This is a genomic window from Bradyrhizobium genosp. P, from assembly GCF_049949265.1.
GTDB lineage: Bacteria > Pseudomonadota > Alphaproteobacteria > Rhizobiales > Xanthobacteraceae > Bradyrhizobium.
In genome coordinates, this window is the sequence record NZ_CP188195.1 from 263,467 (window position 1) to 276,566 (window position 13,100).

Below are 13,100 nucleotides of genomic sequence, written 5' to 3' on the forward strand. Positions count from 1 at the left end.
CCCCTCAACGGTCCTGGCATTGCCGGGTATGTGCCCGAACCGTAGTTCTGGACCTGGCGCCCGAGGGCGCCAAGTCCCGGGAGAACTCACATGTTGTAAGCGCGCTCCGTGTGCTCGGTGATGTCGAGGCCTTCACGCTCGGTCTCGACGTTGGCGCGCAGGCCGACGATCACGTCGACGACCTTGTAGAGGATCGCCGAACCGATGCCCGACACCACCAGCGTGGTGCAGACGCCCCAGCACTGCGAGATCATCTGCGCAGCGAAGTCGTAGTCGGCGACCTTCGGCGGGATCGCGGTGTAGTCGATGATGCCGGCGCCACCGAGCGCCGGGTTGACCAGGATGCCGGTGCCGAGCGCGCCGACGATGCCGCCGACGCAGTGGACGCCGAACACGTCGAGCGAGTCGTCATAGCCGAGCGCGTTCTTCACGACGGTGCAGAAGAACAGGCAGACCACACCGACCACGAGGCCGAGTACGATGGCGCCCATCGGACCGGAGTAACCGGCCGCCGGCGTCACCGCGACGAGGCCCGCGACCGCGCCGGAGAGCGCGCCGAGCAGCGAGGGATGGCCCTTGATGATCCATTCCGCGAACATCCAGGACAGCGCCGCCGCGGCCGTGGCCACGAAGGAGTTGGTCATGGCGAGCGCAGCGCCGCCATTGGCTTCGAGGTTGGAACCGGCGTTGAAGCCGAACCAGCCGACCCAGAGCAGCGAGGCGCCGATCATGGTCATGGTCAGCGAGTGCGGAGCCATCAGGTCCTTGCCGTAGCCGGTGCGCTTGCCGATCAGGAGTGCGCCGACGAGACCGGCGATACCGGCGTTGATATGCACCACGGTGCCGCCTGCGAAGTCGATCGCGCCCTTCTTGAAGACCCAGCCGGCGTCGGCGTTGACTTCATCGAGCTTGGCCTGGGCCGCGACCTTGGCCGCACCGTCAGCCGCTGCAGCGAGCGCCTTGGCTGCATCCTGGATCGCGTCCGGACCGGCCCAGTACCAGACCATGTGCGCGATCGGGAAGTAGATCAGGGTGACCCAGAGCGGGATGAACAGCGCGATCGCCGCGAACTTCATGCGTTCGGCAAAGGCGCCGACGATGAGGGCGGGGGTGATCGCCGCGAAGGTCATCTGGAAGCAGACATAGACCAGCTCCGAGATGTTGGCGTCGACGCTGAAGGTCGCTGCCTTGGAATCGGGGGTTACGCCCATCAGGAAGGCCTTGGAGAAGCCGCCGATGAAGTCGGAACCGCCGGTGAAGGCGAGGCTGTAGCCGTAGAGGGCCCAGAGGATCGTGACGATGCAGACGGTGTAGAACACCTGCGCCAGCACCGAGAGCATGTTCTTGGAGCGGACGAGGCCGCCATAGAACAGCGCAAGGCCCGGGATGGTCATCAACAGCACCAGCACCGTCGAGGTCAGCATCCAGGCGTTGTCGCCTTTGTTGACGGTTGGCTCGGCGTAGGCCGCGGTGGTGGCGAAGATGCCGACCGCGAGGGCCGCCAGTCCCGCGCCATAGGGACGCTTGAACGTCATGTTATTTAACTCCTGAGGTCTTAAGGTTTGAACGCGAAATCAGAGGGCCGCGGCATCCGCCTCGCCAGTGCGGATACGCACCGCATGCTCGAGGCTGATGACGAAGATCTTGCCGTCACCGATCTGTCCGGTCTTGGCGGCGGAGGTGATGGCGTCGATGGTCTTGTCGACCTGATCGGAGGCGACTGCGACCTCGATCTTGATCTTGGGCAGGAAGCTCACGGCATATTCGGCGCCGCGATAAATCTCCGTGTGGCCTTTCTGACGTCCGTAGCCTTTGACTTCCGTCACCGTGAGACCGTGAACGCCAATGGCGGTCAGGGCGTCACGGACCTCTTCGAGCTTGAATGGCTTGATGATCGCCATAACAATTTTCATGAGTCCTATCCCCGCTTGGGCCCGGTGCGAACAAGCACCGGGAGATTTTGCGACTGAGGGTCACCACGCGGAGAGCTTCCAACACGCGGGCACAGCCGGGACCCTTAGAATCAAATGCCGTGCCAGATTGGCGGCGCTCCCTAACAGGTTATGAATCCGGACCTTTTCCCGCTTTGCGGGAGATCGTCAGAAATGCGCCATTCCGTCGCGCCTAAAATATAATCACATCTGTTTAAAACGTGGGCGCGACAGACTCCGGACATAATCTTGCCCAGTGCAGTGGCAGGTTTACGGTATCCAGATAAGGTGGATTATCAGGAGCGTCTCGCCGCGCTGCGAAATGCCGAGGTCCCCGAGATGTGGCCGCCGCACGAAGATCAGGCAGGGTCGCGCTGCGCGAGAACCTTGTCGATCAAGCCCCACTCGCGGGCCTGCTGCGCGGTCATGAAATGATCGCGGTCCAGCGTCCGCTCCACCTCCTCCTCACGGCGCCCGCAATGCTGCGCGTAGAGCCGGGTGATCCGCCGCTTGGTCTCCTGTATTTCGGTGGCATGGATCAGGATATCGGAAGCCTGGCCCTGGAAGCCGCCGAGCGGCTGATGCACGTGAAGGCTGGCGTTGGGCAAGGCGGCGCGGTGGCCCGGTTCGCCGGCCATCAGCAGGAACGACCCCATCGAGCGCGCGGTGCCCATGCACAGCGTATGTACCGGCGCCTTGATGAATTGCATGGTGTCGTACATCGCAAGCCCGCTGGTGATCACGCCGCCATAGGAGTTGATGTAGAGATTGATCGGCTTGTTCGGGTTATCCGCCTCCAGGAACAGAAGCTGCGCGCAGACCAGTCCGGACATGGCATCATTGACCTCGCCGTTCAGGAAGATGATGCGCTCGCGCAACAGCCTGGAATAGATGTCGAACGATCGTTCGCCGCGGGCTGACTGTTCAACGACCATAGGGACGAGCTGCATCATGTCGCGCATCGGCGACCTCCATTTCAGCTTGTGATGAATTCTGGATTTAGGCTACGCGCATCAGGCAGCGGCCGTTGCTGTTGGCTGCCTGCGGCAAGTTTCGCCTGTCGTCACAGGCTTCCTGAATGATGCGAAACCGGGTGCCGCCAGCCTCGTTCGGTTCGATCCGGAAGATGACATGGCTTTCGCGATACGGTGGCTCGGTATCGCGGAGGCGGTAGCGCACTTCCTCGCCCGTTACCGACGATTCAGGCTCGGCGCGGGCGAGGTCGGAATCGGGAAGCCAGCGTTGGCGCAGCGCGGGAATGGTGACGGCGCGCCAGACTTTTTCGGGCGGCGCATCGAGGTCATATTCGAGCACCAGGGCGGCGTCGGCGTGATCGTCAGGCTCGATTGCGTCGCTCATTGATCCATGTCCCTCAACAGGTCGCGGAGCGCATCCACGCGCTTCGGCCAGTAAGCGCGGTAGTGTGCAAACCATCTGGCGATGCTGGCGATACCGTCCGGATCGACCTCGTAGTTCACAAAGCGGCCCTGGCGCTGTTCGCGCACCAGTCCGGCCGCACGCAGCACCGCGAGATGCTGCGACATCGCCGGTTGGCTGATCTCGATTCCATCGCGCAAGGCGCTCGCATTCAGGCTTCCGCCAGCGAGCTTTTCAAAGACCTTTCGGCGGGTGGGGTCGGCCAGCGCCTTGAAGATGTCGGCTTCAATCATGGCAACACATAAGCATATACTTATGTGACGCGCAAGCCCGAAGCGACCTCCAAATTTGTCAGCTGTTCAAATGAACCCAGACGAACCGGCCGTTTTACTGCAGCGCTTCACCGTGCTGCGAAATGTCGAGGCCTTCGAGCTCCTGCTGCAGCGAGACGCGCAGCGGCACGAACACGCTGACCAGTTTGAGCAGCACAAACGTCACACCGCCGCACCAGGCGAAGGTGACGGCCACGCCATAGAGCTGGATCAGGAGCTGCTGCGGACGGCCCTCCAACAGACCGGCGGTGCCGCCGATCGCCGACGCGGCGAAGACGCCCGCCAGCAACGTACCGGTCATGCCGCCGATGCCGTGAACGCCGAACACATCGAGCGAATCGTCGTAATCGAAGCGATGCTTCAGCCAGGTGCAGGCCCAGTAACAGACAAGACCGGCGATGATGCCGATGATGATGCCGTGCCATGGTGCGACGAAGCCGGACGCCGGCGTGATGGTGCCGAGACCGGCGACCGCGCCCGAGATCATGCCGAGCACCGACGGCTTGCGCCGCTTCGCCCATTCGAGCGCACCCCAGGTCAATGCGCCCGCGCAGGCCGCAAGATGGGTGGCGATGATCGCCATCACCGCGTGCGCGTTGGCTGCCAGCGCCGAACCGCCGTTGAAGCCGAACCAGCCGACCCAGAGCAGGCCGGTGCCGACCACCGCGAGCGACAGGTCGAACGGCGAGAGGTTGTCGCTGCCATAGCCGTGACGGCGGCCCATCACCTTCGCAGCGACCAGGCCGCTGACGCCGGCGGACAGATGCACGACGAGGCCGCCGGCGAAATCCAGCACGCCCATCGAGCCCAGGAAGCCGCCGCCCCACACCCAATGCGCCAGCGGCACATAGGCGAAAACGAACCAGCCGATCGAGAACAGCAGATAGGCGGAAAACCGCATCCGGTCGGCGACCGAGCCTGCCACCAGCGCCACGGTGATGATCGCAAACGTCATCTGGTACAGCATGAACAGCGCTTCGGGGATGGTCTTCGCCGCCGGATTGACGCTGTCCATCGTCATGCCCGCAAGGAACCAGCGGTCGAGCGTGCCGAGCCACGGACCGTCGCCGACGAAGCTCAGCGAATAGCCGAAGGTGACCCAGAGGATCGAGACGATCGCAACCGCAGCGAGGCTCTGCGCCATCGTCGCCAGCACGTTCTTCTTGCGCACCATGCCGGAGTAGAACAGCGCGAGCCCCGGGATCGTCATCATCAGCACCAGCGCTGTAGCGATGATCATCCACGCGGTGTCGGCCGGGTTGATGGTCGAGTTGACGGTCGGATTGACAGTCGTGCCTTGGGCGAAAGCCGGCGTACCCAGCGCGAGCAGGATTGCAGCATTGATCGGCGCAGCTGAGATCGCTGCACGAAGAGCCCGTGCCCCCATCATCATTCCCCGGCGTGTCGTGGTTTCTTGTCGTGGTTTTTTGGCGCGCGCCGGCGTCGTTGCCGTCGGCGATTTCAGATTGAAGAATTAGAGCGCGTCGCGATCGGTCTCGCCGGTGCGAATGCGCAGGGCATGATCGATCGGCGTGACGAAGATCTTGCCGTCGCCGATCTGGCCGGTGCGCGCGCTCTGGGTGATGACGGCGACCGCCTTCTCGGCGAGGTCGCTATCGACGGCGATCTCGATGCGCAGCTTGGGCAGGAAGTTCACGACGTATTCGGCGCCGCGATAGATCTCGGTGTGGCCCTTCTGGCGGCCGTAGCCCTTGACCTCGGTCACCGTCATGCCGTGGACGCCGATCGCGGTCAGCGCCTGGCGCACCTCATCCAACTTGAACGGTTTGATGATCGCGACAACGAGTTTCATGGTGAGGCCTTCATTCTCTCGAGGTTTCCGCACACGCCTTGTCCCAGCGGCTGTTGCTGCCGCCGGGCGCTTTTTGCGTCCGCTAACTCTGGCATCTTTCTGGGCAAATGGCACAAAAAAGTTGCAGGTTGAAGAGGAAAACGGGCTGCAGGTGAACTCCATCACTATACGGGATGAAAACCCTCGGCCAGAATGCGGCTTTCCCGCCGGCCAGCGCTCCCGCTGGCTTGTTTCGCCCCGTGTGCGCGCGCTCCGAGGAAACAGAATGTCGAACCGAAACTGGTTTTATGCATCCGAAGGCCAGCAAAAAGGCCCCTTGCCAGAAGCCCAGCTCCAGGACCTGATCGCCCGCGGGATGGTGCGCCCGGATACGCTGGTGTGGACCGAGGGGATGTCCGGTTGGCAGAAGGCGGGCGAAATTCCCGGTCTCGTTCCCAGCGCCGGAGCGCCGCCGGCGTTTCCGCAAGCTGGTGGCCCGCCGCAGGTGGTGGCGTCCGGAAGCTATAGCGGCGGGCCGCTGTCGATCGATTTCGGAATCTGGGATTTCACCTGGCGCAGCATCGTGTTTGCGATCGCAAGCGCTTTCGTCATTCCGATGCCGTGGATGCTGGTCTGGTACCTGAAGTGGCTTGTCCCGTGCGTGCAGGTGCCCGGGCGGCCCAATCTCAGCTTCACCGGCACCGCGATGACGGTCGTTCCCTGGTTCTTCGGTGCCGTCGTGATCATCGTTGCCATGGCCATGACCGACATCCAGTGGCTCAACGACCTGACATTCCTGATCGAGATCGCGCTGTACTGGCTGTTCCTCAAATGGCTGATCGCGAACCTCGCATCCAATGGGCAGCCGCTCGGACTGAGCTTCACCGGCTCGCCGTGGGCCTATCTCGGATGGACTGTGCTTGCGGTGATCTCGGTCGTCACGATCATCGGCTGGGCATGGGTCTACGCCGCCGCGACGCGGTGGCTGTGCCGCAATATCCAGGGCACCCGGCATGAGGTGATCTTCAAGGGGACCGGGCTGGAGTTTCTTTGGCGCGGCATCGTGGCCATCATCGGCGTCGCCTTCATCATCCCGATTCCGTGGGTGTATCGCTGGATGATGCAATGGATGGCGTCGCAAACGGTCCTTGTCGAGCCGGGTTCGCAGGCAGGCGCGTAAGCGCCTGGAGCTTTGGTTCCGATTGGATCAGAACCGAAGCTCCAGATTCTTGTTTTGACGCGCTTTCTTCACGCGAACCGGCGTCCACTTCGCTCGAAAACGCTCTAGCTCCTGCGCTCGCGCACCGAGCCTTCTTGCGCCACTGACGCCACCAGCGTGCCGTCCGGCTTGAAAATGAGACCGCGGGTCAGACCGCGGCCGGATTGGGCGCTCGGCGAATCCTGCACGTAAAGCAGCCATTCGTCGGCGCGGAACGGGCGGTGAAACCACATCGCGTGGTCGAGGCTCGCCGGCATCATGCGTTTGTCGAACAGCGTGCGGCCGTAGCGCGCCATCACGGCATCGAGCAGCGAGAAATCCGAGGCATAAGCCAGCGCGCACATGTGCAGCGCCGGATCGTCGGGCAGCTTCGCCGCGGTACGGATCCAGACATGGATGCGGCCGTCGTCGATCTTCTGGCCGAAATAGCGGCCGAGCTCGACCGGGCGCAGCTCGATCGGCCGGTCGGATTCGTAATAGCGGCGGATGAACTCCGGCATCTCCTTGAACATCGGCTGCTTCGCGACTTCCTCCGCGGTGAGCTTTTCCGGCGGCGGCACCTCCGGCATTACCTCCTGATGATTGAAGTTGCTCTCTTCCTCGGCGTGGAACGACACCATGATGGAGAAGATCGCGTTGCCGTGCTGGATCGCGGTGACGCGGCGGGTCGAATAGCTCTTGCCGTCGCGCAGCCGCTCGACCTGGTAGATGATCGGGATCTGCGGATCGCCGGGCAGGATGAAATAGCAATGGATCGAATGCGGCAGCCGGCCCTCGACGGTGCGGCACGCTGCCACCATCGCCTGTCCGATCACCTGGCCGCCGAACACGCGCTGCCAGCCCGTCTTCGGGCTGCTGCCGCGGAACAAATTCACCTCGAGCTGTTCGAGATCGAGGATGGACAGCAGGTCGATCAGGCTTTTGGACATGAATGGCTTTCGGTCGGTTTTGCCCCGTCATTCCGGGGCACGCGCAAGCGTGAACTATGGTGAGCAATTGCGCACCAGAGAATCTCGAGATTCCGGGTTCGATGCTGCCGCATCGCCCCGGAATGACGATCTCGGGCTTGTTTCTGCCCCCTGTTTCGCCCAGCTATAATCAGGTAGCAAGCACAGTATCAGTGCGCCAAGCGCGTAAAGGAAGGGCATGTCGGCACAACGAAGCATTGTCATCTGCGGGGGCGCTTTCGCCGGCCTGGCGCTGGCGGTGGCGTTGCGCCAGGGGCTTGGACCTGACGTCCCCGTGATCGTGGCCGATCCGGCGCTGAGCCAGCGGCCAAGTCGCGATCCGCGCGCGACCGCGATCGTGGCGGCCTGTCGCCGCTTGTTCGAGACGGTCGGTGTCTGGGGCCAGGTCGCGCCGACCGCGCAGCCGATCACCGACATGGTCGTGACCGATTCGAAGCTGGAGGACGCCACGCGTCCGGTATTCCTGACCTTCGCGGGCAATGTCGAGCCGGGCGAGCCCTTCGCGCATATGGTCGAGAACCGTTATCTGATCGATGCGCTCGCCGCGCGCGCTGAAGCCGAGGGCGTCGAGCTGCGCGCCACCGCGGTATCGACATTCGATTCGCGGCCCGACGGCGTCAGCGTGACCTTGGCCGACGGCGCCGCGATCGATGCGAGCCTGCTGGTCGCCGCCGACGGTGCGCGGTCGAAGCTGCGCGAGCGCGCCGGCATCGCCACCCATGGCTGGGACTACGATCAATCCGGCATCGTCGTCACGGTCGGGCATGAGCGTGAGCATCACGGCCGCGCCGAAGAGCACTTCCTGCCCGCAGGTCCGTTCGCGATCCTGCCGCTGACCGGCAACCGCTCGTCGCTGGTGTGGACCGAAACGCGCAAGGATGCCGCGCGCATCACCGCGTTGGGCGACGACGAATTCCACGCCGAGCTGGAGCAGCGCTTCGGCCTGCACCTCGGCGAGATCAAGGCGCTCGACAAGCCGCGCGCGTTTCCGCTCGGTTACTTCGTGGCGCGGTCCTTTGTCGCCGAGCGGCTGGCGCTGATCGGCGACGCCGCGCATGTGATCCACCCGATCGCGGGGCAGGGGCTCAATATGGGCCTCAAGGACGTCGCGGCGCTGGCCGAAGTCGTGGTCGACGCGGCGCGGCTTGGCATGGATCTGGGCCAGGCCGATGTGCTCGAGCGCTACCAGCGCTGGCGGCGCTTCGACACCGTGGCGATGGGCGTTGCCACCAACTCGCTGAACTTCCTGTTCTCCAATGAATCGACGCTGCTGCGCACCGTGCGCGACATCGGCCTCGGCCTGGTCGACCGCGCCCCGCCGCTGAAGAGCATGTTCATCCGCCAGGCCGCGGGATTATCAGGTGAAGTGCCACGGCTGTTGAAGGGCGAGGCGCTCTAAGATAGCGAATTGCGAATAGGGAGTAGCGAATAGAGGATTCTACTCGCTATTCGCTACCCACCATTCGCCTAGTTTTGTCCGATGAAATTCGCCACTGCGTCGATCAGGTCGGGGTCGAGCGGCCGCTCGGGCTGATTGTAGCTTGCCACATCGTCCGCCTCGTCGGTGACGTCGACCAGCACGTGATTCATGTCCGGCAGCCACAATGATTTGGCGGCAACGTCGGCAGCGGTGAGCGCGAGCAGGTCGAGCCGAGGCAGCTGACGGTCGCGGCCGCCCGCGATGATCAGCGTCGGCCCCGTGATCTTCTTCAAGGCATCGATCGGATCTTCGGTGAAGGCTGATGCCATGCCGGGCTGCATTGCAGGCGCGATCGCAAGGCCCGCTGGCGGTGGCTCGACAATTTGCCCGGCCATGATGTCATCGATGGCCTTGGCAATCGGGGCGAGTTTGTCAGGCGGCAGCTGCTTTTCGAGCTGCGCCTTCAGAAGGTCGCCCTGCTTGCGCGCCGCCGTCGCCAGCAGCACCAGCCGGTCGACCGGCACGCGCAGCGCGGCAAGGATCGCAACCAGGCCGCCCTCGCTGTGCCCGACTACCGCGACCCTGGAAAATTTGCCGCTGCCGCGCAGATATTCGACCAGCGCGGCGGCATCGTCGACGAAGTCCCTGAAGCGAAAATCCTCCGGAGGGCCGAACTCCTTCTTCCAGCCGCCGGCGCCGCGCTTGTCGTAGCGCAGCGTCGCAATGCCTCGCGCGACCAGTTGCTCGGAGAGTTTCTTCAGCGTCGCCGGCTTGAGCTGCGGCCCGTTGCCGTCATGGTCGGTCGAACCGGAGCCGGCGATCAACAGCGCCACCGGCGGTTTTGCGACGCCGGCCGGGATCGTCAGCACCGCGTCGATGGGTCCGATGCGGACCTTGCTCTCGTCAGCCGCCGCGCTCGCCAGCGAGACGAGCAGAAGCAGCAATGTGACGATAGTCCGCGTCAATCGATCTTTCGCGCCTCTTCCGGCAGCATGATCGGGATGCCGTCGCGGATCGGATAGGCGAGCTTGGCCGAGCGCGAGATCAATTCCTGCTTCGCCGCGTCGAACTCCAACGGCCCCTTGGTGATCGGACACACCAGGATCTCAAGGAGCTTCGGGTCGGCGGTGCTTTCGAGATGATCGGGCGTGGAATTCATTGCTGTCTCCGGCTGGCCGTCGTGTAGCACATCCGGATGCTGGGTGTCAGCGCTTGGCCATCCGCAACAGTTCGTCGAGCGCGGCCTGCTGGCGGGCCTTCGGCAATTGTTGTTCCGAGAGCGCAAAGCCGACGAATGCCCAATAGAAGACCTGCGCACGGCCGCGCGCCACGTCGTCTGGGAATCCGGCGTTCCGAAGCATGATTTCAATATAGCCGACGCGGCGCTGATCGACCTCCTGCATGGCGGCGCGGGCTGCGGGGTCGACCGTGGCCCAGGTCCGGACCGCGCGCTCCAGCGATAGCCGCGCCGAGAAGGTGCGGCGCAGCAGCAACGCCAGCGCGTCACCTCCGTTCGGAACGGTCTCGAGTTCGGCGATGACCTGCTCGGCGCTGACCTCGCGCCAATGCCGCAGGATCGCGGCATGGAACGTGGCGATGTCGGCGAAGTGCCAGTAGAAACTGCCGCGCGATACGCCCATTGCCTTCGCCAGCGGCTCCGCCTTGAGCGCCGTGAAGCCGCTTTTCGCCAGGGCCTTCAGGCCGTGATCGAGCCAATCCTGCGCCGAGAGTTGATCCGCCATGGGTTCCTGATGTCGTCTGATTGCACCATACACAAGTGTATTGACAGGTGCCAGCGCCGGGGCCATAACCATACAGTGCTGTATGGAGCCATTCCGATGCGTGATCTTCTGCTGCAGGGCGCCGGCGTCATTGCCATCATCATCAGCCTGATCCATGGCGTGCTCGGCGAGACCAAGGTCTTTGCCCGTGCCACGGTCGAGCCGCCGCGTCTGCGTTTCCTGTTGCGGATGGTATGGCAAGTCGGCACGATCGCCTGGATCGGCGGCGGCGTGCTGCTGATCGCCGCGCCGGCGATGGCGAGCGATGCCGCGCGGCATTGGATCATTCTCACGCTCGCCGTCGTGTTCGGCTGTGCCGCGCTCGGCAACGCGATCGCGACGCGCGGGCGTCATTTCGGCTGGATCGGGATGAGCGCCGTCGTGGCGCTCGCGGTCGCCGGATATTAGCGAGGAGCTTCGCGTCGCAGGCTAAAAAGACTCGAGAACGGTGCGCGGGCTCGCCTACTGCACCGGCGGGTCGCCGCTGGTACGCTTCTTGGCGAGATCCATCTCGGTGACGGCGATCAGGATTTCGGCGCGCGTCTTCAGGTCCGGTGCCTCGAGCATCGCCTGCTTCTCGGCGGAACCATACGGCGACATCATTGCCAGCGCATTGACCAGCGCCTCGTTGGGCGCGGCCTCGATGCCTTCCCAGTCGACCTTCAGGTTGTTGGCCTTGAGGAAGTCGGTGAGCACCTTGAGCAGCGACTTGCGGTCGACGGCATCTTCGCCCTTGCGCGCGGTGAAGTCGTCGGTAAACGAGAAGAAGTCGACCTTGCACTGGCGATACGGCGTCAGCGCGGTCAGCTCCTCGACCACCCTGAAGCGCGAGACGCCGGTCAGCTCGAGGATGTAGCGGCCGTCGCCGGATTCGGCGAGCTGGGTGATGCGGCCGACACAGCCGACGCGGAACAATGTTGGCTTCGCCTCGTTACGCGAATGCGTCGCGTCGGGCTGGATCATCCCGATCAGGCGGTGGCCGTCGCGCAGCGCGTCGTCGACCATCGCCAGATAACGCGGCTCGAAGATGTTGAGCGGCATCTGGCCGCGCGGCAGCAACAGCGCACCGGGCAGCGGAAACACAGCGATTACTTCGGGAAGTTCGCCGGGTCCGCGATATTCGGCATTGATCGGCATCTGCGGTCCCGGTGCTGTTGGTGGCGCGGTCTTTGCGCTTCAGCGGTCTCTGCGCTTCAGCGGTCTTGGCGCTTCAGGAGAACAGGACGATCGACAACCGCTTGCGTCCCTCGATGGTTGCCTCGTCGGTGCCGCCCCAGGCTTCGAAGAACTGCACCAGCTGTTTGCGCGCGCCGTCGTCGTTCCACTTGCGGTCGCGCTTGACGATGGCGAGCAGCTGCTCGGTCGCCTCAGCGCGCTTGCCCATCGCATTCAGCGCTGTCGCAAGATCGAACCGGGCCTGATGATCGAGCGGGTTTGCAGCGACTTTCTGTTCCAGCTCGGCCACCGGACCGACCGACTGCGCCTGCTCGGCGAGATCGATCGCGGCCTGCACCGCCTTGACCGCGGCGTCGTTACGCTTGGATTCGGGGACCATCGCCAGCGTCTGCTTGGCCTGCTCGACCGCGCCGGTCGTGATGTAGCATTTGGCCAAACCGGCGAGCGCGGCGATGTTGGTGGCATCCAGCGCCAGCACCTCGGCATAGATTTGCGCGGCGGCTTCGGCATCGCCTTCGGCGAGCACGGCGTCAGCCTCGGCGAGAATCTCGGCAAGGTTTGGCTCGCCGGCGGCGGGCACGCCCTTGGTGATCTTCTCGATAAAGGCGTTGACTTGGCTTTCCGGCACCGCGCCCATGAAGCCGTCGGCGGGCTGGCCGTTGACGAAGGCGATCACGGCCGGGATCGACTGGATGCCCATCTGGCCCGGGATCTGCGGATGGTCGTCGATGTTCATCTTGACCAGCTTGACCCGGCCCTTGGCGTTGCGAACGGCCTTTTCCAGCATCGGCGTGAGCTGGCGGCAGGGGCCGCACCAGGGCGCCCAGAAGTCGATCAGGACCGGCTGATGGCGCGATTCCTCGATGACGTCCTTGACGAAGGTCTGGGTCGTCGTTTCCTTGATCAGATCGGGCGCTGCCTGCGGGGTCGCCGCGCCGCCCTGCTCGATTATCGTCACGTTGTCCTCGCCTGGTCTTCGTATGAGGTCGAAAAAGCCTGTTAGGTCGAAAAGGCTTCCGGCGTTCTAGCACGCTCCGAGCGGCCGGTTCAGCCGTCCTGTCAGGCTAAATGGCGGTCGGACGGCAAAATTCAATCGTTCCCGGA

Annotated in this window: 16 protein-coding genes; 3 read left to right on the top strand and 13 right to left on the bottom strand. The window is 64.0% G+C overall.

All coding sequences use genetic code 11. The annotated features are described in order from the left end of the window. Positions 1-86: 86 nt before the first annotated feature. From ACP2YO_RS01295 to ACP2YO_RS01325, 7 genes are all read right to left on the bottom strand, one after another. On the bottom strand, positions 87-1,535 hold the full coding sequence (locus ACP2YO_RS01295; protein ID WP_426438321.1) for an ammonium transporter: 1,449 nt from the start codon (positions 1,533-1,535) through the stop codon (positions 87-89). Positions 1,536-1,574: 39 nt separating this feature from the next. Further along, positions 1,575-1,913: a P-II family nitrogen regulator gene (locus ACP2YO_RS01300; RefSeq protein ID WP_029080945.1), complete on the bottom strand. Its 339-nt coding sequence runs from the start codon at positions 1,911-1,913 to the stop codon at positions 1,575-1,577. A gap of 377 nt (positions 1,914-2,290) precedes the next feature. Continuing rightward, a complete protein-coding gene (locus ACP2YO_RS01305; protein WP_426438324.1) occupies positions 2,291-2,893 on the bottom strand; it encodes an ATP-dependent Clp protease proteolytic subunit in 603 nt (200 codons plus the stop codon). 37 nt (positions 2,894-2,930) lie between these two features. Next, positions 2,931-3,290 carry an SRPBCC family protein gene (locus ACP2YO_RS01310; protein WP_426438326.1) on the bottom strand — a complete coding sequence of 120 codons (360 nt, stop codon included), beginning with the start codon at positions 3,288-3,290 and terminating at the stop codon, positions 2,931-2,933. Then, positions 3,287-3,601: an ArsR/SmtB family transcription factor gene (locus tag ACP2YO_RS01315; RefSeq protein WP_426438328.1), complete on the bottom strand. Its 315-nt coding sequence runs from the start codon at positions 3,599-3,601 to the stop codon at positions 3,287-3,289. Before ACP2YO_RS01315 ends, ACP2YO_RS01310 begins: the two co-directional genes overlap by 4 nt. Positions 3,602-3,695: 94 nt before the next feature. Next, positions 3,696-5,027, bottom strand: coding sequence for an ammonium transporter (locus ACP2YO_RS01320; RefSeq protein ID WP_426438330.1), 1,332 nt, complete (start codon positions 5,025-5,027; stop codon positions 3,696-3,698). A gap of 87 nt (positions 5,028-5,114) precedes the next feature. Then, positions 5,115-5,453 carry a P-II family nitrogen regulator gene (locus tag ACP2YO_RS01325; RefSeq protein ID WP_426438332.1) on the bottom strand — a complete coding sequence of 113 codons (339 nt, stop codon included), beginning with the start codon at positions 5,451-5,453 and terminating at the stop codon, positions 5,115-5,117. Positions 5,454-5,718: 265 nt separating this feature from the next. Between ACP2YO_RS01325 and ACP2YO_RS01330 the strand changes: the two genes are divergently transcribed. After that, positions 5,719-6,612, top strand: coding sequence for a DUF4339 domain-containing protein (locus ACP2YO_RS01330; protein WP_426443510.1), 894 nt, complete (start codon positions 5,719-5,721; stop codon positions 6,610-6,612). Between the two features lie 104 nt (positions 6,613-6,716). Here ACP2YO_RS01330 and tesB read toward each other — a convergent pair whose 3' ends face one another. Continuing rightward, the gene (tesB, locus tag ACP2YO_RS01335; RefSeq protein WP_426438334.1) at positions 6,717-7,580 is read right to left on the bottom strand and encodes an acyl-CoA thioesterase II; all 864 of its coding nucleotides are present in this window, start codon (positions 7,578-7,580) and stop codon (positions 6,717-6,719) included. A 217-nt stretch (positions 7,581-7,797) separates the two neighbouring features. Here tesB and ACP2YO_RS01340 point away from each other — a divergent pair, with 217 nt between their 5' ends. Further along, positions 7,798-9,018 carry a ubiquinone biosynthesis hydroxylase gene (locus ACP2YO_RS01340; protein ID WP_426438336.1) on the top strand — a complete coding sequence of 407 codons (1,221 nt, stop codon included), beginning with the start codon at positions 7,798-7,800 and terminating at the stop codon, positions 9,016-9,018. A gap of 68 nt (positions 9,019-9,086) precedes the next feature. On the opposite strand, the gene ACP2YO_RS01345 is transcribed toward ACP2YO_RS01340, so the two are convergent. Genes ACP2YO_RS01345 through ACP2YO_RS01355 form a run of 3 tightly spaced genes read right to left on the bottom strand, consistent with a single transcriptional unit; the run spans position 9,087 to position 10,781 of the window. Continuing rightward, entirely contained in the window at positions 9,087-10,004 is a 918-nt protein-coding gene (locus tag ACP2YO_RS01345) for an alpha/beta hydrolase family protein (protein WP_426438338.1), read from the bottom strand. Further along, on the bottom strand, positions 10,001-10,198 hold the full coding sequence (locus ACP2YO_RS01350) for a Trm112 family protein (RefSeq protein WP_044539258.1): 198 nt from the start codon (positions 10,196-10,198) through the stop codon (positions 10,001-10,003). The genes ACP2YO_RS01345 and ACP2YO_RS01350 overlap by 4 nt, the downstream gene beginning before the upstream one ends. A gap of 46 nt (positions 10,199-10,244) precedes the next feature. Continuing rightward, positions 10,245-10,781, bottom strand: coding sequence for a TetR/AcrR family transcriptional regulator (locus ACP2YO_RS01355; RefSeq protein WP_426438341.1), 537 nt, complete (start codon positions 10,779-10,781; stop codon positions 10,245-10,247). A gap of 96 nt (positions 10,782-10,877) precedes the next feature. On the opposite strand from ACP2YO_RS01355, the gene ACP2YO_RS01360 reads away from it, so the two are divergent. Further along, positions 10,878-11,228 carry a hypothetical protein gene (locus ACP2YO_RS01360; protein WP_426438343.1) on the top strand — a complete coding sequence of 117 codons (351 nt, stop codon included), beginning with the start codon at positions 10,878-10,880 and terminating at the stop codon, positions 11,226-11,228. Between the two features lie 54 nt (positions 11,229-11,282). Here ACP2YO_RS01360 and ACP2YO_RS01365 read toward each other — a convergent pair whose 3' ends face one another. Then, positions 11,283-11,957 (bottom strand): LON peptidase substrate-binding domain-containing protein, encoded by a 675-nt coding sequence (locus ACP2YO_RS01365; RefSeq protein ID WP_426438345.1) that lies wholly within the window; start codon positions 11,955-11,957, stop codon positions 11,283-11,285. A 73-nt stretch (positions 11,958-12,030) separates the two neighbouring features. Continuing rightward, entirely contained in the window at positions 12,031-12,954 is a 924-nt protein-coding gene (trxA, locus tag ACP2YO_RS01370; protein ID WP_426438347.1) for a thioredoxin, read from the bottom strand. Between the last annotated feature and the right edge of the window lie 146 nt (positions 12,955-13,100).

Coding starts and splice junctions, on each gene's coding strand:
- ACP2YO_RS01315 (WP_426438328.1), bottom strand. CDS start 3,601: ATGATTGAAGCCGACATCTTCAAGGCGCTGGCCGACCCCACCCGCCGA.
- ACP2YO_RS01340 (WP_426438336.1), top strand. CDS start 7,798: ATGTCGGCACAACGAAGCATTGTCATCTGCGGGGGCGCTTTCGCCGGC.
- ACP2YO_RS01355 (WP_426438341.1), bottom strand. CDS start 10,781: ATGGCGGATCAACTCTCGGCGCAGGATTGGCTCGATCACGGCCTGAAG.
- ACP2YO_RS01330 (WP_426443510.1), top strand. CDS start 5,719: ATGTCGAACCGAAACTGGTTTTATGCATCCGAAGGCCAGCAAAAAGGC.
- ACP2YO_RS01325 (WP_426438332.1), bottom strand. CDS start 5,453: ATGAAACTCGTTGTCGCGATCATCAAACCGTTCAAGTTGGATGAGGTG.
- ACP2YO_RS01350 (WP_044539258.1), bottom strand. CDS start 10,198: ATGAATTCCACGCCCGATCATCTCGAAAGCACCGCCGACCCGAAGCTC.
- ACP2YO_RS01365 (WP_426438345.1), bottom strand. CDS start 11,957: ATGCCGATCAATGCCGAATATCGCGGACCCGGCGAACTTCCCGAAGTA.
- ACP2YO_RS01360 (WP_426438343.1), top strand. CDS start 10,878: ATGCGTGATCTTCTGCTGCAGGGCGCCGGCGTCATTGCCATCATCATC.
- ACP2YO_RS01305 (WP_426438324.1), bottom strand. CDS start 2,893: ATGCGCGACATGATGCAGCTCGTCCCTATGGTCGTTGAACAGTCAGCC.
- ACP2YO_RS01300 (WP_029080945.1), bottom strand. CDS start 1,913: ATGAAAATTGTTATGGCGATCATCAAGCCATTCAAGCTCGAAGAGGTC.
- tesB (WP_426438334.1), bottom strand. CDS start 7,580: ATGTCCAAAAGCCTGATCGACCTGCTGTCCATCCTCGATCTCGAACAG.
- ACP2YO_RS01310 (WP_426438326.1), bottom strand. CDS start 3,290: ATGAGCGACGCAATCGAGCCTGACGATCACGCCGACGCCGCCCTGGTG.
- ACP2YO_RS01320 (WP_426438330.1), bottom strand. CDS start 5,027: ATGGGGGCACGGGCTCTTCGTGCAGCGATCTCAGCTGCGCCGATCAAT.
- ACP2YO_RS01295 (WP_426438321.1), bottom strand. CDS start 1,535: ATGACGTTCAAGCGTCCCTATGGCGCGGGACTGGCGGCCCTCGCGGTC.